Source organism: Chryseobacterium sp. SIMBA_029 (genome assembly GCF_046535275.1).
Taxonomy (GTDB): domain Bacteria; phylum Bacteroidota; class Bacteroidia; order Flavobacteriales; family Weeksellaceae; genus Chryseobacterium.
The window spans coordinates 279,809-298,764 of record NZ_JAWRXA010000001.1 but is presented as its reverse complement, the minus strand read 5'-3'; the positions used below and the strand labels follow the sequence as shown (position 1 = coordinate 298,764).

The following is an 18,956-nucleotide window of genomic DNA, read 5'->3' as shown; positions in this document are numbered from 1 at the left end:
ATAGTAAGAGCATGAAACCTAAACACATTCCCGGAGTTCCGGAACAGGAAAAGGGCGGTTTCCATGATACGGAAAGCCGGAAAATTTGTAATGATACAGAAACAGCCATTCAAAAATTTGCTGTTTTAAAAAGACGTTTTCTTTCTGTACATCAATGGAAAAAATACTGCGGAAAAGGTTTTGCAGATTTCAGACTGTATGATGGATCAGGGAAAGCTGTTGAGCGAAATCCCCAACCGGGTGATTTTATAAGAATTGATATCCCGGGTCCCGGTAATGTGGAAGCAAAAGGATTTGACTGGGTAGAAATTACAGAAATTGATGATCAGACGCTGACGGGAACTAAGTCCGAAAGCTTAATGATTACCTGCCGCCCTTCGAAGATTCCAGGTATAAATGGAAACGGGCATATCGCTCATTTTTACACTCCTGAAGCAACTTCTACTTTCATCATTTCCAGAAATGGAAATGCTATTCAGGCAGGGATTTACGGCAGAAATGAATCTCCTAATTTTAATGCTTCTTTTTTCGATATAATTCGTAATTCATTCATTGCTGCCGGCGGAATGATCGGTTTTTCTAAAATCCAATGGAAAAAACTTACTGATGGATTCTTAGATTTTTAATCTATAAAAAAGCACCAAAACTTTCGGCTCGTTATGCGTGTAGTCATAATTTTCATATAATTAATTCACTAATTTAGAAGTAGTGAATTCGTCACTGTTTATGATCTCAGTAGTTTTCAAACTACACTATATAGCAATTAATTATTATGGAAAAGAAATTTTTTGACAAATTCGCAGACAAAGCGGTTTGTTTCACAGGAAGTGCGGGCGCATTTATAGCAGCAAGTGTTCTGGTACTGATTTGGGCGGTTACAGGTCCTGTTTTTAAGTTTTCTGAAACATGGCAGATGGTTATCAATACCGGAACTACCATCGTTACTTTTTTAATGGTATTTCTTATCCAGAAAGCCCAGAACAAGGATTCTAAAGCTATTCAGATAAAACTAAATGAATTAATCGCTGCCCATGAACAGGCGAGCAACACCATTGTAGACATCGAAGATCTTACTGAAGACGAACTTGATGAGCTTCATAAAGTGTATGAAAGATTAGGAAAGTTTCCCAGAAAGAAAAGAGAAAGAGAAGCAGAAACGAAAACTAATCAATCAACCTTGCTTCAAGAAGAAGAAGAACCTGTCGCTAATCTTCGATACAAATAGACTAAAAGCTAGTGGTACAATGAGTACGGAACGCTGAATTAAAATAGCCAAATGTTTTATAGCAATGAAGTTTTATCTTCTTCCGTATTCTTTTCTTTTTTAAACCATTGGAAAAAATACAGGTTCCAAAGTATCATTTCATATCCATATACGGTATCTTCAACAGGAATGGTGAGAATTCGTATTCCGAGAAATTTCCCCGGGGTATAATTGACTATCGGAGATTCAAGTCCTGTTCCGGTTAAAATTCCGTTTACAGCAAGAAATCCAGGCATCAAAAGAAAATAAATAAACAAAGCCTTACCAATCCACCGTACTTTTAAAATAAAATATAAGATAAACAGGCTTAATCCCGTCGTAAGGAAAGTCATGAAAGTATAAATTAAAGGAGAAAACCACAAGGCAAGAAAAAAAGAAGCGAGTATAGAAATCACGACAAATATCTTTTCAGGGAGCGGCTTCCAATCCAGTTTAAAAAACTGATCCAGGCAATAATAAGTAAAAACACAGGAAAAGGGAATGCAGATAAAAAATAAGATTTCTTCAATAGGTAATCCCAAAAGCCGTATTCCGATAAGATAATGGTCATTAAACCACCATACCCCAATTTTTGTAAACCACGAATCCCAGACAACAAAAAATACGGCAACGATCAGGGAAGCTCCTAAAAATGCCTTGAAATGTCTGTTAAATTTGATTTTCGGGTGAAATGAAAAGATAAAACAGATGATTACCGTAAAAAAGTTAATCAGGAGGTAGGTATATTGCTGCATCATCTAAGCCTTGTTTTTATTAAAATACATTCTGAAATATTTCATAGGAACCCACAGAAATCCAAAACATTCTCCTCTTTCTTTTCCCATATGCTTATGATGCTGCTTATGAGCACGTCTTATGGCCAGCAGATAAGGATTTTGGGTATCTCTAAGGAGTTTAAACCGCTGGTGGATGAAAATATCATGTACGAAAAAATAAGCCATTCCATACAACGTAATTCCAATAGAAATATAAAAGTAGATATTAAAATTATGAATGGTTCCGTAATACATCAGCGCAATAGTTGGAACCGCAAAAATGGCGAAAAAATAATCGTTTCGTTCCATATGTCCTTCATTGCTGTGGTCATGATGATCCCTGTGAAGCGTCCACAGAAAACCATGCATGATGTATTTATGAATGCACCAGGTCATTCCTTCCATCACGAAAAAAGTAACTAAAACCGTTAAAAAATTCATATGTTTTATTTTTTCTGATTAAATAATTTCTCCAATACTGCATTACGGTATTCGAAAATATGTTCAAGCTTTTTCTTTACAAATAACCCGTGAGCTATTTCTCCCAGGAATCCCATTGGAAGCTCATAATCAATGGTGTCTTTCATCAGAACGCCCTTTTCATTCGGGATAAATTCATGAAAATGATTCCATAATTTATACGGTCCTTTATTCTGGAAATCGGTAAAACTTTTTTGAAAAGAAACCTGTTTAATTTCCGTCTGCCATTTCATTTTTATTCCCAATAACGGCGAAACATAGTAATCGATGATCATTCCTTTATAGATTTCATCATCTTCCAGTTTTGTACGGACAATAAAATTCATATCCTTTGGCGTAATCTCTGAAAGATTGTTGGCAGAAGAAAAGAATTTCCATGCCGTTTCCAGATTACAATATAGTTGCTGCTCGCGTTTAAGCTGATGTACCATTTTAATTTTTTTTGAATTTTACTTACTGTAATCAGTTTACAGATAAGATATTTTGTACTGCAGATAGCTGCTCATCATCAATGAAAACTTTCTGCCGTTGGAAATCCGGATCCGTTGATTGATGATCTTTTTAGCCGGAGTTCTTTTAATTTTTCCAAACAAAGAAATATAGTATTTGTAGGCCAGATATACTCCAAATCTTGAAGAATTAGGCAGTTTTTTAATACCTTCAAGCGCTTCCTGAAATTCTTCATAGATCTCTTTTTCAATCTGTTCTTTAATCGTATTGTTAAAATAAGAAATGTCTACATTGGGAAAATAGGTACGTCCCAGGATTTGATAATCATCCTTCATATCCCGGAGAAAATTAACTTTCTGGAAAGCAGAACCCAATTTCATAGCAGAAGGCTTTAAACTTTGGTACTGTTCCTTATTTCCATCCACAAAGATCTGTAAACACATCAAACCGACCACTTCAGCAGATCCTAAAATATATTCTTTATAAAGATCAGAATCATAATCAATTTTCTGCAAATCCATTTGCATGCTGTTCAAAAACTGATTGACCAATTGTATATCAATCTCATATTTGTGAATGGTCTCCTGAAAAGCTTGTAAAATAGGATTTAAAGAGATTTTTTCATCCAATGCCTGAACCGTCTGTTCCCGAAATCTCATTAACAGGGTTTTTCTGTCATATCCATGAAAGCTGTCTACAATTTCGTCGGCGAGTCGTACATACCCATAGATGGCATAGATTGAATTTCTGATCTTTGGTGACAAAGCCAAAATCCCCAATGAAAAGCTGGTGCTGTACTGCTTTGTCGTCTGTTTACTTATCTTATAAGAAAGATCGTCAAATAGTTTTTTCATACAAATACATTTTATTTATTGGCTTCGTTGGCTGCAATTTTCCCCGAAATAATAGACGGTGGAACTCCTGGTCCAGGAACCGTTAATTGTCCGGTATAAAATAGGTTGCTGATTTTTTTATTCTTTAATGAAGGTTTTAAAACGGCTGTCTGGCTCAGCGTATTGGCTAATCCGTAGGCATTACCTTCATAGGCGTTGTAATCTTCCTTAAAATCTTTAATACAGTAACTTTTCTTATAATCAATCTTCGATATAAGATCAGAAGTACCGGTATGCTTTTCAAGCCTGCCGATCATTTCCTGGAAATAATGCTCCCTGATTTCCTCCTGATCCTCAATTCCGGTAGCTACAGGCATTAAAAGGAAAATATTTTCACAATTTTGCGGAGCCAGATCGGGATCTGTTTTTGAAGGACAGCAAACATAAAATAAAGGCTGTGTAGGCCATTTTTTATCTTCATAAATTTCATGAGTATGAAGATCCAGATTATTTTCAAAGAACAATGTATGATGCTTTAGATTAGGAACTTTTTCCTTAAACCCCAGATAATAAATAAGGCAGGAAGGTGCAAAAGTGCGCGTTTTCCAGTAATCTTCAGTATAATTTCTATATTCCTCCGAAAGCATATGTTTCTCCGTATGATGATAGTCTGAGGAAGCAATAACTGTATCAAATTCAATTTCAGTATCATTCACCACAATGGAGGTTGCTTTTTTATTTTTAATCACAATCTGGTCTACCGGAGCATTGCAATGGAATTGAGCACCCTGGTCTTTTGCCACTGCTGCCATCGCATCAATAACCTTCGAAAATCCACCCATCGGATACCAGGTTCCCAGCTTATAGCCGCCATAGTTCATCAGGCTGTATAAAGCAGGAATATCTTTAGGTGCAGCTCCCAGAAAAATTACCGGAAATTCCATCAGCATAATAAGCTTCGGATGTGAAAAATATTTCCGTACAAAACGATGAAAGTTCGATAACAGATCAAGTTTTAATGCAGATTTTGCAATGGTAGGAGATATAAATTCCATCCAGGAATGACAGGGCTTATTCACAAAATCTTTCATGCCGACTTCATATTTATATCGGGCATCTTCCATAAAATCATCCAGCCTTTTTCCTGCTCCGGTTTCTGTTGCTTCAAAGAGGTTTTTCATAGCCTCGTAATTTTGAGGAACAGCCATGATTCCATCTGAAAAAACCATTTCAAACTGTGGATCAAGAGAAACAAGCTCATAAAAATCGGATGTTCTTCTGCCAAAATCCTCAAAAAAAGATTCAATAATATCAGGCATCCAATACCAACTTGGGCCCATATCGAATACATAACCATTTTCCGTAGTAAATTTCCGAGCTCTTCCGCCTAAGCTGCTGTTTTTCTCAAACACATGCACTTCATGACCTTGCTGAGAAGAGTAGGCCGCCGCTGATAATCCCGAAAAACCGGATCCTATAATGGCTATTTTCTTTTTCATGAATTAGTTTTTCTGAAATGAATATTCTTTATATACGGTTTCTATAAGATCTTTGGTTTCAATATGTCTCGAAAAAATAGGCGAGTGGAAATGATCCAGCTTATTCAGGATACGGATGAGATCCATCTTTTCGGAATGGGTAAGGTTACCGGAAACAATATGGGTGGCCTGGCGAATCTTATTCATCTGAGCTTCCAATGCTGATTTTCCCGGTTCTGTAATTTCAATAACCTTGGTTCTTTTATCAACCGTTGAATCTGTCTGTTGCACCCAGCCCTGTTTGATCAGCCTGTTGATGATCAGAATTCCTACCGGTTTGTCATGTATATTTTTCTTGATCAACTCCATTTTAGTCATTCCCCCAAATGCTTTGAGATTGATCAGGTAAATAAAATCTTCCTGAGTGGTAAAATCAGAATCCGCAATAGCAGACTTGGAGTAGGTTTTTGCATACCGGTTAAGGCGTACCAAAGAGGTGGCAATCACGCTTTCCGGAGTTCTTCCGTTTTCTTTTCCTTCCCATTCTGCTTCTTCATTGATGTGCACAGAATCGGTTTCCTGATCAGCAATCCATGTTGTAAACCCTTTCAACGTAGAAGGATAAGCTTCATTCTTATTTTCAGAATCAAAATTTTCCAGAAGATTGATAACTTCTTTTAATAGAGTAAAGTTCATGACTGCTTTTTTAATTGTATACAAATATACTAATTATTAAATATAAAGTATATTAAAATACAAATATTATTCATTGCTACTTTTTAAAATATACTGTTTTGGTATATTTTAGTAGGTTATGGTATAAAATATTCTATTAAAACTGATTTTTAACATATTTTCGACATTAAATAAGGTATTTAATGCATAATTACTATTTAAAAGATAATTTTATTACAAGTAAAACTCCGTAAACAAGATTTTTAATTAATAAAAATGACAAATAAACCTTTACACAATTTCCACATTCCGGTAATGGGGCTGGCCTATACGATAGACAGCCCGATCCGTGTCGCCCAATATGGCATTTCCTCCGTTATTTCTATTATAGATGATGAGATTATAGAAAGGATGAAAGACTTTTATGCTAAAAAATTTAATTTAGATTATTTAGGAATCAGCACAAAAACTGAAGATTACAGGGCCAAAAGAATTACTGATTACCTGGATATGATGGATGATATCGTCAATGAGAAATTCGAAGCATTCAAACAGGAAATCACAAAGAATAAGGAAACCCTGAAAAACTTCATCGGAATACTTCCCAATACTTCTGATCTCAAAAACGGGCTCCAGAATATCCTTGCCCAGAAAGACAACTGGGGAACGGCGATAAAAAGCTTTATCGAAGATAATTTACAGCCCGGAAGTATCGATGTGAACATTATGACGAAAGTAGACAAAGACAATTTCAGAAAGAATGAACAGCTTCCTGTGATGTATAATGATGCTCATGCTTCATTGCGTGGTTTCGCCAACAGTAAATTGTCTTCTTCAATGGTTCTTTCTGCAGGAATGAACCCGCGTTTATACAGCTATATCGAAGAATTTGATGATTTTTTTCCTGACTCCAATGGGGTTTTAAAAAAGAAAATCATTCTTAAAGTGAGTGATTTCCGCTCCGCTATGATACAGGGAAATTTTCTGGCTAAAAAAGGACTTTGGATTTCTGAATATCGGATAGAATCCGGATTAAACTGCGGCGGACATGCCTTCGCGACAGAAGGAATGCTGCTGGGACCAATCATGGAGGAGTTCAAACAGAAAAAAAATGACCTCATACAGTCTGCGCATGTTTTAATGATCAATGCTTTAGAGCAAAAGGGGAGACCAGCTGTTGCTGAACCTCTGGAAATGAAAATTACCGTTCAGGGCGGAGTAGGAACCGCTGAGGAACATGATTTCTTGTTGGAAAACTACCATGTGGACAGTGTAGGCTGGGGTTCCCCTTTTCTATTGGTTCCCGAAGCCACTTCCGTAGATACCGAAACCCGAAAACTGCTTTTACAGTCGAAACAGGAGGACTTTTATCTGAGTAATATTTCGCCCCTGGGAGTTCCTTTTAATTCAGTACGGGGCACTTCCAACGAAATATTGAAACAGCAAAAGGCAGCCCATCAAAAATTCGGAAGTTCCTGCCCTAAAAAACTATTAGCATTAAGCAAAGAATTTTCTCCAAAAGGGACATGTACGGCCTCCAAAAAATACCAGGATATCAAATTAAAGGAGCTGAAGGAAGACAATACTATAACACCAGAACAATATGAAAAAAGAAAGGCAGCAATCACAGAGAAAGCATGTTTATGCATAGGTCTTGTGAATGCAGCTTATATGGAACAGGATTTACCGATTAAAGGAGAGAAACAAGGCGTAGTGATCTGTCCGGGACCTAATCTGGCATTTTTTGACAAGGAAGTCTCCCTGTCTGAAATGGTAAATCATATTTATGGAAATACCAATATTCTTGCTGATCATGAACGACCGAATATGTTCATCAACGAATTGAAAATGTATATTGATTATCTGAAAAAAGAAATCGCTGATTCATTCATTCCAATCACCCCATCACAAGCAAAAAAATGGAATGCATTCAAAAAAAACCTGTTGGAAGGCATAGAATATTACCATAATCTGTTTACCGCTTCTTCCTTTTTTAAAGTGGGTTTGAAAACGATCAGGATGCAGTTAGATCATTATCAACTAGAATTATCGGCTGTTGAAATTCCGCAGGCTGACAAATAGAATTTTTAATTGATGAATAACCTCTGTACCGGAGGTTATTTTTTTGCAATAATAACTGATGCTAAATTCTATATCCTTGATTTACATACATTGTTCAGGATTTTGCATACAGGAAATTCATGATTTCTGACCAATTTTGAAGTATTAAAAATCAACAATATAAAAATGAAAACAACTGCATTGGGAAATCAGGGCCTTATCGTTCCAAATCTGGGATTAGGCTGTATGGGAATGACAGGTTTTGAAGCCGGTGATATGTATGGGAAAGCAGACGAACAAGAAGCGATCGCTACCATTCACAGGTCTTTTGAGCTGGGCGGAATTTTTTTGGATACGGCAGACCTGTACGGACCATTAAAAAACGAACAGCTTATTGCAAAAGCAATGGGTAACAACCGTAGTCAATACATTGTAGCAACCAAATTCGGTTGGGAAATTGATGACAACAATGCGGTAACCTGGGCTATTAACGGCAGCAAAGAATATGTAAAAAAAGCGGTTGAACGGTCATTGAAAAATTTAAAAACAGATTATATTGACCTGTATTATATGCACCGCCTTGATAAAAATACGCCAATCGAAGAAACAGTAGGAGCCATGGCAGAACTGGTAAAGGAAGGGAAAATACGGTACATAGGATTATCAGAGGTTTCTTCTGAAACAGTAAAAAGAGCCAACGCTGTGCATCCCATTACTGCTGTACAAAGTGAATATTCATTATTTGAGCGCAGTGCAGAAGAACGGGGAGTGCTGCAAACACTCCGCGAACTGGAAATCGGTTTTGTGGCCTATTCTCCTTTGGGCCGTGGCTTTTTATCCGGGCAGATCCGTTCCCTGGACGATTTACCCGAGAATGATTTCCGAAGAGGAATTCCGAGATTTCAGGAAGCTTATTTTCATAAGAATATTGAATTGGTAGAGGCCATCGAAGCGATGGCAAAAGAAAAAGAAGTAACCTCTTCTCAATTGGCCCTGGCCTGGATCATCATTAAAGGGATTATTCCTATACCGGGTACGAAACGCAGAAAGTATCTTGAACAGAATATTGAGGCCGGAACTATTCAGCTCAGTGAAGCCGATCTTGTAAAGCTGGAAAATATTGTGCCTTTAGGAACAGATACTGGTGCTCCTTATGATGAATTCAGCATGGGGCTGTTAGATTAATCTTTAAATTTGTAATATGAATGCCATCACATCTGTTTCTGCTTTTCACCGCCTGCTCTCGCTGCCGGAACCCCGGCATCCGCTGGTAAGCGTTATCAACCTGTCGCAAACCATTTTTCTGGAAGATGATATCTGGAAGGGTTTTGTAAACAGATTTTACTGTGTCGCCCTAAAAAAGGATGCAAAGGGTAAGATACGATATGGCCAGCAGCATTACGATTATGATAAAGGAGTGCTTAGTTTTACCGCCCCCAATCAGGTGCAGTATCTGGATCTTCACAATATGGAATGTGGATCCGGATATCTTCTGATTTTCCATCCTGATTTTTTATTGAAACATCCACTGGCAAATACGATCTCAGGATACGGATTTTTCTCTTATGCCGTGAATGAAGCGCTGCATTTATCTGCGGAAGAAGAGGAAGATCTCATTGAAATTCTTCAGAAAATAGATAAGGAGTGCCAGCATATCGACCGGCATACGCAGGAAATTATTTTATCACATATTGATCTTTTACTTAACTACTCCAACCGTTTTTACGAGCGGCAGTTCATTACCCGTAAAAACAGCAATCATCAGCTTCTGACAAAATTTGAGCGTTTCCTGAATGATTATTTCGATAGTGAGCAGCCATCGGAAAAGGGACTTTTAACGGTTCAGCATATAGCTGCTGCTATGAACCTTTCACCCAATTATCTCAGCGATTTATTGCGCATTCATACGGGACAGAATACGCAGCAGCACATCCATGAAAAGTTGATCTCTAAAGCCAAGGAAAAATTGTCAGCCACCAGTTTATCCGTAAGTGAAATTGCCTACGAACTGGGTTTTGAACATTCACAGTCTTTCAGTACGCTTTTTAAAAAGAAAACCAATATGGCTCCGTTGGAATTCCGGGCTGTTTTTAGTGGATAAGAAAGCTTTCTATAACAATATAATAAATGCCATCATAGGTAAACTTCTGTTAAAAAAAGAAAAGCAATCTCACGATAGAGGTTGCTTTTTTTATTCACTTATACTATTAATATTATCTTAAATAAAGAGATCTTCAGTATCGGTGAACATATTTTTCCCTAAATTTACAATAGAGTACAAGAGGTATTCTTTCCTAATTTCATGATGATGCTTATCTAAGCATCCTAATCATACGATCAAAAAAGAACTTTTATTTATGGAAAAAAGAAGGATAAAAAACACCGATTTATCAATTGCGCCAATCAATTTTGGAGGAAATGTTTTTGGATGGACACTGGATGAAAAGCAGTCTTTTGACATACTGGATCAATTTACAGAAGCAGGATTTAATTTCATAGATACCGCAGATACTTATTCATGGTGGGTGAACGGAAAAGGAGGCCAGTCGGAGGAGATCATCGGAAAATGGATGAAAAGCCGTTCTAACCGAAAGGATCTTGTAATCGCCACCAAAGTAGGCTCGGAAACTAAAGAACATGGTTTCGATATCAGCAAAAAACATATTTTACAGTCAGTAGACGAATCATTACAAAGGCTTCAAACCGATCATATTGATATTTATTATACCCATTTCGATGATCATAAAACGCCTGTAGAAGAAACTCTTTCAGCTTATGATGAGATTATTAAAGCCGGAAAAGTACGTTATATTGCGGCTTCCAACCTTTCGCCTGAGCGCTTAAAAGAATCATTCGAAGTTTCAGAAAAACATAATCTTCCCAAGTATGTTGCTTTGCAGCCTCATTACAACTTAATGGAAAGGGAAGGTTTTGAAAAAAACTATGCTCCGCTGGTGGAAGAGTATAACCTGAGTGTATTTCCGTACTGGTCTTTGGCAGCCGGATTTTTAACAGGGAAATACCGTAATGAAGAAGATCTGGCAAAAAGTCAGCGAGGTGAGGGGGTTAGAAAATATCTTAATCCTAAAGGACTGGAAGTCATCAAAGCTTTAGATCAGATCAGTGAGAAGCATAATACAACTCAGGGAGCCGCAGCATTAGCCTGGCTTTTGGCTAATCCACTCATTACAGCTCCTATTGTAAGTGCAACCAGCAAATCCCAGCTTACCACACTTTTCAATGCTCCGAAGCTTGTTCTTGACAAGGAAGATCTTGATCTTCTGAATACCGCAAGCCACTAAGGAACAGTACATTATCAACTTTTTATAAAAAAATAAGCTATCCATTGGGACAGCTTATTTTTTTATTTATTAATCTGAATACTCTTTCAAAAGCTGTCTGTAGCTCATCAAAATAGACGATTTCGAAATAAATCCTATGAAACCATTAGTTTCACTGACGACAGGGAGATTCCAAACTCCGGTATCATCAAAAATCTGAAGGATTTCCAACGGTTTAAAGTCCGGATAAACCACGGCCGGAGGTGCTTTCATAATATGAATAACAGATAATGAGGAATCAATTTCTTTATTAAAAAGATAAGGGCGTATATCATCTAATGTTAGAATTCCTTTCAGCTTTTTAGCTTCATCGACTACGGCAAAAATATTTTTATTTCCATTTTTCACAAGTTCAAATAATTCTGTAACGGGTGCGTTTTCACTGATGGTCTCCGAATATTTATCAATAAAATCTTCGGTCCGCAATAAGAAAAGAATATTGTTATCATGTTTATTGGTGAAAATTTTCCCCTGATCGGCTAAAAACTTCAATTCCGGAGAGATGGGAGAAAACCATTTGGCAATCAGATAAGACATAATGGAAACGATCATTAAAGGAATGAACAGGTCGTATCCAAAACTGGATTCTGCAATCAGAAATATTGCCGTTAACGGTGCATACAGCACACCGCTCATTGCTCCTGCCATTCCTACCAACACAAGATTAGTCACCGGAACGTCTGCAAATCCTAAATGCTGGCAAATCAATGCAAATAAATATCCCACTGTTCCGCCGGCAAAAAGAGAAGGAGCGAAATTCCCACCGTTTCCGCCACTGAAAATCGTAAAAGAAGTGGCAAAAGCTTTTAAAAGGCATACCAAAACTAAAAATATAATCACTGTCCAGTCTCCGATCTCAAAATACCTGAAAAAACTGTTTTCAATAATAGAGTAGGTGTTGCCATTCGTAAAGGCTTTTACGGTCTCATATCCTTCACCAAATAATGGTGGAAACAATACGCAGAGCAGTGATAATACGGCACCACCAAACATCGCTTTACGCATCCTTGAAAGTTTTAACCCTTTAATAAAATGCTCAACTTTTTGAGAAATTACCAGGAAATAACGGGCATATAAGCCGGTTACAATTCCTAATATTAAATAATAGGGCACGTTTTTATAATTGAAAGCTTCCCTGGTATAAAACCTGAAAAGGACGTCTTCCTGAAGCAATATCCTGGATAGAAGACTTCCGCAGACCGCGGCAACCACCAATGGAATAAAATCGGTAAATACAACGCCTGTCAGCAGAATCTCAAAAGCAAACATAATTCCGGCAATAGGAGCGTTAAATGCTGATGCAATCCCCGCTGTAGCGCCTGCTGCCAATAATAGAGTCCTTTCTTTATAACTCAGTCTATAGGTTTGGGCATAATTAGAGCCTATCGCGGCTCCTGTTACCGCAATGGGACTTTCCAGTCCGGCCGAACCTCCCAATCCAACCGTTATTGCACTCTGAATAACCTGAGAATACATTTTAACGGAAGCAACAATACTTGAATTCTGGGCAATTTCATATAAAATCGCACCAATCCCTTTTCGGTCCTGTCCTTTAAACAGGGTAAGAACGATACTTGTCGTAAGGACGATCCCTAAAAACGGGAAAATAATATAGAATAAAATCTGATATTCAAAATGAACCTTGTGGGTAATAAAATAATGAATATTATGCACCAGTGTCTTCAGGATTACTCCTGCAAGACCGGCCGTACATCCCACCAGAATTCCCGATAGAACCAGGAACTGGCTACGGCTGAGCCTATTGTTCAGCCAATGCAGGATAAGCTCATAACTGCGCGCTTTTTCAAGTCCATATTTCTGAAAGTCTCGTTTAAACTTTAGAAAGCTCAGGTACTTTTTTTTATTGTGAATTTTCACCTGGGAATCATTTTAGTGCTGTCACCGAATTGTTACAGTTCCGTAAATTTATGAAATATATCATGAATCATAAAATGACTGTGTTATATGAATATTTCCAATATATTCAGTTTTCACATGATCAGTTCAAACTTCGGTATTCAATAGGTGACATTCCTACTTTTTGTTTAAAAAGGCGGGTAAAATGCTGCGGATATTTAAATCCTAAATGATAAGCAATTTCACTGATGGATTTATCAATCTCGAAAATTCGTTCTTTGGCAATATTGATTACTTTGGTCTGGATATATTCCTGAGAGGAGATTCCTGTTTCTCTTTTAATTAAATCCCCAAAATAATTGGCTGAAAGATGAAGTTCTTCTGCACACCAGCTTACTGAAGGAAGTCCTAAATTCTGAGGTTTATCGGAAGAAAAGTAGTCGTTCAAAAGGCTTTCAAAACGTTCCAGAATTCCCTTATTTGCATTATCGCGGGTAATAAATTGACGGTCATAAAAACGGGTGCAGTAATTGAGAAACAGTTCAATATTGGAAGCAATTAATGTTTTGCTGTGCTTATCGATATTCTGTTCAAGCTCTTCACGGATGTTGGCAAAGCAGTCTAATACGATCTGTCTTTCTTTTTCAGAAAGATGAAGTGCCTCGTTGGAATCGTAGGAAAAAAAAGTATACTCCTGAATATGTTTTCCCAATAAAGTTCCTTTGATCAGGTCAGGATGAAATAATAAAGCCCAGCCTTTGGGATCATATGTTTTCACGTTCGGCTGTACTCCCATTACCTGCCCGGGAGCAATAAAAACCAATGTTCCTTCCTGGTAATCATAGGTATTGCGTCCGTATTTCAGTTCACCACAATTCAATTCTTTCAAGTAAATGGCATAGAACCCAAAATGGAAGGTCCGGGCGGGCATCGCTGCTGCCTTCGACAGATCAATAATACTGATTAAGGGATGAAGGGTTTCCACACCACGTATTTTATTATAGACATCAATACTATCCAGTTGTATAATCTTTTCCATGATTTTTTATTTTGCCTGTACAAATCTACATATTATAGAACACTGATTATCATCCTGAAATCCCAAACAGTGATTTTGGTAATAAATACAGTAATCTGTATAAAAGCCTGTTCACTTTTACTGCTGAACTTTGCATAGAGAGATAAGGAAATAAAAAAGGGTTAAAACTATACTCTGTTATTGATTAACATAACGCATCACTTTATGTTGTATGCCGGGTTATCTATCATAAATACATTATACATTAAAAACAAAAAAATATGAATACCAGAACATTAGGAAACAGCGGATTGGAAGTATCTGCCTTAGGATTAGGATGCATGGGATTAAGCTTCGGCTACGGTCCTGCAACCGGCACAAAAGAAGCAATACAATTGCTGCATACAGCGTTTGATTCAGGAATAACGTTCTTTGATACAGCGGAAGCTTATGGTCCTTATACCAATGAAGAATTATTGGGAGAGGCATTACAACCCTTTAGAAAAGAAGTAGTAATCGCTACCAAGTTCGGATTTAAAGAAGGAAAAACAGATTTGGGAATGGATAGCCGCCCGGAAAATATTATTTCATTTGTGGAGGCTTCTTTAAAAAGATTAAAAACAGATGTTATCGACCTGCTTTATCAGCACAGGGTAGATCCCAACGTTCCGATCGAAGAAGTGGCAGGCACCGTAAAAGATCTTATCCTACAGGGTAAAGTGAAACATTTCGGATTGTCGGAGGCCGGGACGGAAACGATTAGAAAAGCCCATGCCGTACAGCCTGTAACAGCGCTTCAAAGTGAATATTCACTATGGTGGCGCGAGCCTGAAAAAGAAATCCTGCCGATACTTGAGGAACTGGGAATTGGTTTTGTACCCTTCAGTCCGCTTGGAAAAGGCTTTTTAACAGGAGCTATTAATGAGAATACACAGTTCGATAAAACGGATTTTAGAAATATTGTTCCCCGTTTTTCAGAAGATAACAGAAAAGCCAATCAGACATTAGTGAACCTTCTTCAAAGCATTGCAAAAGAAAAAGAGGCAACCTCTGCACAAATTGCTCTGGCATGGCTGCTGGCTCAGAAACCATGGATTTCTCCTATTCCGGGAACCACCAAAATCCACCGTCTGCAGGAGAACATTGGCGGTGCTTCTATCACACTGACTTCAGAAGATTTACAAAAAATAGAACATGCTGCATCCAAAATAGAAATTTCAGGAGCCAGATATCCCGAACATCTGCAGCAGAGAGTTGGAAAATAAAATAATACCATGAAAAAAGTACTTATTATAGGAGCCGCCGGAAGCCTTGCGGAATATGTTATTGAAGGTAGTAAACACTTAGAAAATACCTCACTGACTCTATTCGTAAGGAATAAAAACAAGCTTTCGAAAGAATTATCGGATTCATGCGAAGTAATCGAAGGGGATGCACAGCGATATGAAGATATTAAAAATGCAGTAAAAGGAAAAGATATCGTGTATATCAATCTGGCCGGAGATCTTGAAACAATGACTGGAAATATTATTAAAGCCATGCAGGAAGAACACGTCAGAAGAGTCATTGCTATCAGCTCAATCGGTATATATGATCAGCCTCTTAGAAGTGTTTTGGCTCCATACAGGAAACTTGCAGATCTTATTGAAAGCTCAGGTCTGGATTACACAATCCTGCGTCCCGACTGGTTTACCAATGCCGATGAAATAGAGTATGCAATCACCCGAAAAAATGAACCGGAGTCCGGAACTGCTGTTTCCAGAAAGAGTATTGCTCATTTTGTGACAAGGCTCATCCATGAACCTGACTTATATATTCATGAAAATCTTGGAATTAGCAGACCTGATTAATGATCAAAAAGGGAAAAATTATTCCACTTCTTCATCAGAGAAAATATGTATATGAGATAAAATAGTTCACAGAAAGATGGCCTTAAAAATGAAAAAAAATCGAAGAATATACTTTCAGTTATTATGGATAACCCTCTTTTTAGCAAATAATTACTCTATACAATCTCAAGTAAAAAATAACGATAAAAATTTAAAAATGAATTCATTTACAGATAAAGGAAACCACGCACCAAAAGAAAATTTTACCGGCACAGTTTGGGTCAATCTGAATATCGGAAAAGATGATGACTACAATACCATTATAGGAACCGTGACTTTTGAACCTAAAGCAAGAACAAACTGGCATACCCATACTACGGGACAGATCCTTTTTGTGGTGGAAGGTATGGGATATTATCAGGAAAAAGGAAAACCTATTCAGATCATCCAAAAAGGAGATGTTATTAAAATTCCTAAAAATATTGTTCACTGGCACGGAGCCTCACATAACAGCTTGATGAGACACATTGCCATTGTTCCGGAATCAGATAAAGACAAAACAGAATGGCTTTTACCCGTTAATGACGAGGAATATAACAGCTTTAAAGCTTCCGATATAAGGTAGAAATCATATTATTGAAACAGTTATTATGAACCGCGAAGATCGGTAACCTCATCCAAAACACGTTTTGACAAAGGACTGGCTTTACAAAAAGAAATTTAAAATTATATTCCCCTTAGCGGAACGCCTGCCCGTTCTTATGAAATTCAGGAATTGTATTTAAACATATTTACTCCAAACTATAAAGTATCTATCCATTTGTACAGATCTATGTCAGCAGATATTCCGAATGATTTCCTCAGCCTACTTTTCCTTGTCTGAACGGTCCGCACAGAAATATGATTGTATTCTGCTATATCTTTTGTAGTGAAGCCTAGCTTGAGAAGAGCACATAATTTAAACTCCTCGGACGTAAGATCCGGATTTATTTCCATGAGGTTATCATATAAATTTGGAAATGAAGATTTTATTTTGGGTATGAAAGCAATATCATCATTCATGGCCAGTTTTACTAGATTCTCCAAATCCATATCGTCTTTTCTGTTAAGCTTTGCACGCATATCAGAGATTATTTTTTCACTCCTAAGAACCTTATGGTATAATTCCAAAACCGTAAAGTGTTTTGACAGGATAAAATATCCGAGAATTGCAAACCATATAAACACCATTATAAAAGTTACAAGTCTCCGATTTTTTAAATATTTTAAATTTTCAGCACTTTCAACCTTGAATATTCTGAAATCATAATAATGGCTTATGAAAAAAAGTATAAATGCGGTAGCAAAAATAATTATGATATATTTCGAAGTTTTTCTTGTATTAAAAATAAACAGCGAAATAGTAAAGAGCGGAAAATAATATAGTGATATGCCATTTTCAAAACCTGATGTGGATGAAAAAAAGAAAACTAGCAACATGGAAATCTCAATACTAATCAGGCATACCAAAGAATTTTGTCGAATCTTCGTAAAAAAGAAAAGGGCAAGGAAAATAACCCCCAATATAAACAAAACCCAAAAATAATCTTTGAACCCAAATAGTAAATCCCTGAAACCACTCAAAATCAAAATAATGCCTATAGAAAATGCGAATAAATTTAATCTTTGGGCATCAAGACGCTTAAAGGCGTCCTCATCTGGGTCAATGTGTAGATTCTCTATATAATTCAATATTCGGCGTAGCATTGTTTATAAATAATTGTAAAAAGATAATACTTATTTATTGATAAATTTTATGTTTTAAAAATTAATTTTCTGTAAAATCAAAAAAAAATTATAGTTTGTAGACATTTGTTTATCAATAAAATATAATAAAAAGTCTTCTTTGAAAAACTTCAGATAACATTTCCAGAATGCATTTTATTAAAGAAAAACCGCATTCCCTTTTATACGAAAAAACGTTTTTTCCATTTGGTTACCGAGTTACGGCTTAATTTAAAATGGATGGCAAGTTGAGTATTGTTAAGTTGATTTTTTTTCTGATAATCAAGTATTTTAATAATATCTGTTTTTCTATATGAACGGTGTCTCTGGTTGGCAGCAAAAGTTGCTTTGTCCGGGAAGCCGAAAATTTTTTCATTCAGTTCTATAATATCTACAACAGATAAGCTTTCTTTCTGTAATAATCGCATACAGCAATCTCTTTTGTCCGGAAAATCTTTTATAATGATGTCGTTATAGATTCTCTTATAATCAGGGATTAATTTCTCCATAAGTCGTTTTTATTTTAATTTCATATACCTTTTCTTCTTTGAAATACAGCAATAATACTTTTACTTTTCCCAGCCAACGCTTAGGCAAAATATAGAACCAGAAATCGGCGGGGTAGTAGTTAAAGTGTTGTTCAAGAAGTTCTGTTATCTATTTTTTGGATTTTTCCATCAGATAATTATATTTATTTTTTTTCATCTTTATACTTGCTCATCCACTTATAAAGAGTTGTTTTTGGGATTTTATAATGTTCTATTACTTCAACTTTTGACATTTCTCCTGATTGCATTTGTCTCAGAATGAAATTAATAACTTCTTTTGTATACATGTTTTTTCGGAACTGAGGTAAGATTGTTTTTTTGTATTTCTTGCTTTCTGCACTTTTATTTGCCGGAGCATACAAGATCAAATGCTGTGAATACAGCCTGAAAAAATCATATTCTAATAGCTTGCTCCATTTCAACAGATTTTCTGTTTCTATACTTTTTGCTTTGTACATTCCCTTTATTTCCTGTTCCGTACATTTCATAAAATTGCAGATACGGGAAAGTTCTATCCCGCGTGCTGCAACTTCTTTTTCAATCAAAGGTCCTATTGGAATCTCTTTAAAATTCATTTGTTTGTGTTTTTAGAATCCTACAGAT

The 18,956-nt window shown here is 36.6% G+C and carries 20 protein-coding genes; 9 read left to right on the top strand and 11 right to left on the bottom strand.

From position 1 onward, the window contains the following. Positions 1-11: 11 nt before the first annotated feature. The gene (locus SB679_RS01450) at positions 12-626 is read left to right on the top strand and encodes a hypothetical protein (RefSeq protein ID WP_410700462.1); all 615 of its coding nucleotides are present in this window, start codon (positions 12-14) and stop codon (positions 624-626) included. Positions 627-772: 146 nt separating this feature from the next. Further along, the gene (locus tag SB679_RS01445; protein ID WP_410700461.1) at positions 773-1,225 is read left to right on the top strand and encodes a low affinity iron permease family protein; all 453 of its coding nucleotides are present in this window, start codon (positions 773-775) and stop codon (positions 1,223-1,225) included. Positions 1,226-1,281: 56 nt separating this feature from the next. Here the strand turns inward: SB679_RS01445 and SB679_RS01440 are convergent, their stop codons facing one another. From SB679_RS01440 to SB679_RS01415, 6 genes are read right to left on the bottom strand one after another with little or no spacing between them, the layout of a single operon-like run. Continuing rightward, positions 1,282-2,001 (bottom strand): lycopene cyclase domain-containing protein, encoded by a 720-nt coding sequence (locus SB679_RS01440; RefSeq protein ID WP_410700460.1) that lies wholly within the window; start codon positions 1,999-2,001, stop codon positions 1,282-1,284. After that, the gene (locus SB679_RS01435; RefSeq protein ID WP_410700459.1) at positions 2,002-2,460 is read right to left on the bottom strand and encodes a beta-carotene hydroxylase; all 459 of its coding nucleotides are present in this window, start codon (positions 2,458-2,460) and stop codon (positions 2,002-2,004) included. It lies immediately after the preceding gene. Positions 2,461-2,465: 5 nt separating this feature from the next. Continuing rightward, positions 2,466-2,930 (bottom strand): SRPBCC family protein, encoded by a 465-nt coding sequence (locus SB679_RS01430; protein ID WP_410700458.1) that lies wholly within the window; start codon positions 2,928-2,930, stop codon positions 2,466-2,468. 36 nt (positions 2,931-2,966) lie between these two features. Then, complete coding sequence (locus SB679_RS01425) at positions 2,967-3,803, bottom strand: phytoene/squalene synthase family protein (RefSeq protein WP_410700457.1); 837 nt, start codon at positions 3,801-3,803, stop codon at positions 2,967-2,969. 11 nt (positions 3,804-3,814) lie between these two features. After that, positions 3,815-5,281: a phytoene desaturase family protein gene (locus SB679_RS01420; protein ID WP_410700456.1), complete on the bottom strand. Its 1,467-nt coding sequence runs from the start codon at positions 5,279-5,281 to the stop codon at positions 3,815-3,817. Between the two features lie 3 nt (positions 5,282-5,284). Beyond that, entirely contained in the window at positions 5,285-5,956 is a 672-nt protein-coding gene (locus SB679_RS01415) for a MarR family winged helix-turn-helix transcriptional regulator (RefSeq protein WP_410700455.1), read from the bottom strand. Positions 5,957-6,211: 255 nt separating this feature from the next. Between SB679_RS01415 and SB679_RS01410 the strand changes: the two genes are divergently transcribed. The 4 genes from SB679_RS01410 to SB679_RS01395 all read left to right on the top strand — a co-directional run bounded on the left by SB679_RS01410 (position 6,212) and on the right by SB679_RS01395 (position 11,298). Further along, the gene (locus SB679_RS01410; protein ID WP_410700454.1) at positions 6,212-8,017 is read left to right on the top strand and encodes a hypothetical protein; all 1,806 of its coding nucleotides are present in this window, start codon (positions 6,212-6,214) and stop codon (positions 8,015-8,017) included. A gap of 165 nt (positions 8,018-8,182) precedes the next feature. Further along, positions 8,183-9,181, top strand: coding sequence for an aldo/keto reductase (locus tag SB679_RS01405; RefSeq protein WP_410700453.1), 999 nt, complete (start codon positions 8,183-8,185; stop codon positions 9,179-9,181). A gap of 16 nt (positions 9,182-9,197) precedes the next feature. Beyond that, positions 9,198-10,097 carry a helix-turn-helix domain-containing protein gene (locus tag SB679_RS01400; RefSeq protein ID WP_410700452.1) on the top strand — a complete coding sequence of 300 codons (900 nt, stop codon included), beginning with the start codon at positions 9,198-9,200 and terminating at the stop codon, positions 10,095-10,097. 256 nt (positions 10,098-10,353) lie between these two features. Beyond that, positions 10,354-11,298, top strand: coding sequence for an aldo/keto reductase (locus SB679_RS01395; RefSeq protein ID WP_410700451.1), 945 nt, complete (start codon positions 10,354-10,356; stop codon positions 11,296-11,298). A gap of 69 nt (positions 11,299-11,367) precedes the next feature. On the opposite strand, the gene SB679_RS01390 is transcribed toward SB679_RS01395, so the two are convergent. Next, a complete protein-coding gene (locus SB679_RS01390) occupies positions 11,368-13,215 on the bottom strand; it encodes a chloride channel protein (protein ID WP_410700450.1) in 1,848 nt (615 codons plus the stop codon). 121 nt (positions 13,216-13,336) lie between these two features. After that, entirely contained in the window at positions 13,337-14,233 is an 897-nt protein-coding gene (locus SB679_RS01385; RefSeq protein WP_410700449.1) for a helix-turn-helix domain-containing protein, read from the bottom strand. Between the two features lie 260 nt (positions 14,234-14,493). Between SB679_RS01385 and SB679_RS01380 the strand changes: the two genes are divergently transcribed. The 3 genes from SB679_RS01380 to SB679_RS01370 all read left to right on the top strand — a co-directional run bounded on the left by SB679_RS01380 (position 14,494) and on the right by SB679_RS01370 (position 16,666). Beyond that, complete coding sequence (locus SB679_RS01380) at positions 14,494-15,477, top strand: aldo/keto reductase (protein ID WP_410700448.1); 984 nt, start codon at positions 14,494-14,496, stop codon at positions 15,475-15,477. Positions 15,478-15,486: 9 nt separating this feature from the next. Continuing rightward, complete coding sequence (locus SB679_RS01375) at positions 15,487-16,062, top strand: NAD(P)H-binding protein (RefSeq protein ID WP_410700447.1); 576 nt, start codon at positions 15,487-15,489, stop codon at positions 16,060-16,062. A gap of 196 nt (positions 16,063-16,258) precedes the next feature. Then, positions 16,259-16,666 carry a cupin domain-containing protein gene (locus SB679_RS01370; RefSeq protein ID WP_410700446.1) on the top strand — a complete coding sequence of 136 codons (408 nt, stop codon included), beginning with the start codon at positions 16,259-16,261 and terminating at the stop codon, positions 16,664-16,666. 176 nt (positions 16,667-16,842) lie between these two features. On the opposite strand, the gene SB679_RS01365 is transcribed toward SB679_RS01370, so the two are convergent. The 3 genes from SB679_RS01365 to SB679_RS01355 form a co-directional block, all read right to left on the bottom strand. Beyond that, positions 16,843-17,787, bottom strand: coding sequence for a helix-turn-helix transcriptional regulator (locus tag SB679_RS01365; RefSeq protein ID WP_410700445.1), 945 nt, complete (start codon positions 17,785-17,787; stop codon positions 16,843-16,845). A gap of 200 nt (positions 17,788-17,987) precedes the next feature. Continuing rightward, entirely contained in the window at positions 17,988-18,314 is a 327-nt protein-coding gene (locus tag SB679_RS01360; protein WP_410700444.1) for a helix-turn-helix domain-containing protein, read from the bottom strand. A 182-nt stretch (positions 18,315-18,496) separates the two neighbouring features. Next, on the bottom strand, positions 18,497-18,928 hold the full coding sequence (locus SB679_RS01355; RefSeq protein WP_410700443.1) for a transposase: 432 nt from the start codon (positions 18,926-18,928) through the stop codon (positions 18,497-18,499). Between the last annotated feature and the right edge of the window lie 28 nt (positions 18,929-18,956).

Bases quoted from the DNA above. Each gene is read 5' to 3' on its own strand.
- SB679_RS01450 (WP_410700462.1), top strand. From the start codon at position 12: ATGAAACCTAAACACATTCCCGGAGTTCCGGAACAGGAAAAGGGCGGT.
- SB679_RS01445 (WP_410700461.1), top strand. From the start codon at position 773: ATGGAAAAGAAATTTTTTGACAAATTCGCAGACAAAGCGGTTTGTTTC.
- SB679_RS01440 (WP_410700460.1), bottom strand. From the start codon at position 2,001: ATGATGCAGCAATATACCTACCTCCTGATTAACTTTTTTACGGTAATC.
- SB679_RS01435 (WP_410700459.1), bottom strand. From the start codon at position 2,460: ATGAATTTTTTAACGGTTTTAGTTACTTTTTTCGTGATGGAAGGAATG.
- SB679_RS01430 (WP_410700458.1), bottom strand. From the start codon at position 2,930: ATGGTACATCAGCTTAAACGCGAGCAGCAACTATATTGTAATCTGGAA.
- SB679_RS01425 (WP_410700457.1), bottom strand. From the start codon at position 3,803: ATGAAAAAACTATTTGACGATCTTTCTTATAAGATAAGTAAACAGACG.
- SB679_RS01420 (WP_410700456.1), bottom strand. From the start codon at position 5,281: ATGAAAAAGAAAATAGCCATTATAGGATCCGGTTTTTCGGGATTATCA.
- SB679_RS01415 (WP_410700455.1), bottom strand. From the start codon at position 5,956: ATGAACTTTACTCTATTAAAAGAAGTTATCAATCTTCTGGAAAATTTT.
- SB679_RS01410 (WP_410700454.1), top strand. From the start codon at position 6,212: ATGACAAATAAACCTTTACACAATTTCCACATTCCGGTAATGGGGCTG.
- SB679_RS01405 (WP_410700453.1), top strand. From the start codon at position 8,183: ATGAAAACAACTGCATTGGGAAATCAGGGCCTTATCGTTCCAAATCTG.
- SB679_RS01400 (WP_410700452.1), top strand. From the start codon at position 9,198: ATGAATGCCATCACATCTGTTTCTGCTTTTCACCGCCTGCTCTCGCTG.
- SB679_RS01395 (WP_410700451.1), top strand. From the start codon at position 10,354: ATGGAAAAAAGAAGGATAAAAAACACCGATTTATCAATTGCGCCAATC.
- SB679_RS01385 (WP_410700449.1), bottom strand. From the start codon at position 14,233: ATGGAAAAGATTATACAACTGGATAGTATTGATGTCTATAATAAAATA.
- SB679_RS01380 (WP_410700448.1), top strand. From the start codon at position 14,494: ATGAATACCAGAACATTAGGAAACAGCGGATTGGAAGTATCTGCCTTA.
- SB679_RS01375 (WP_410700447.1), top strand. From the start codon at position 15,487: ATGAAAAAAGTACTTATTATAGGAGCCGCCGGAAGCCTTGCGGAATAT.
- SB679_RS01370 (WP_410700446.1), top strand. From the start codon at position 16,259: ATGAATTCATTTACAGATAAAGGAAACCACGCACCAAAAGAAAATTTT.
- SB679_RS01365 (WP_410700445.1), bottom strand. From the start codon at position 17,787: ATGCTACGCCGAATATTGAATTATATAGAGAATCTACACATTGACCCA.
- SB679_RS01360 (WP_410700444.1), bottom strand. From the start codon at position 18,314: ATGGAGAAATTAATCCCTGATTATAAGAGAATCTATAACGACATCATT.
- SB679_RS01355 (WP_410700443.1), bottom strand. From the start codon at position 18,928: ATGAATTTTAAAGAGATTCCAATAGGACCTTTGATTGAAAAAGAAGTT.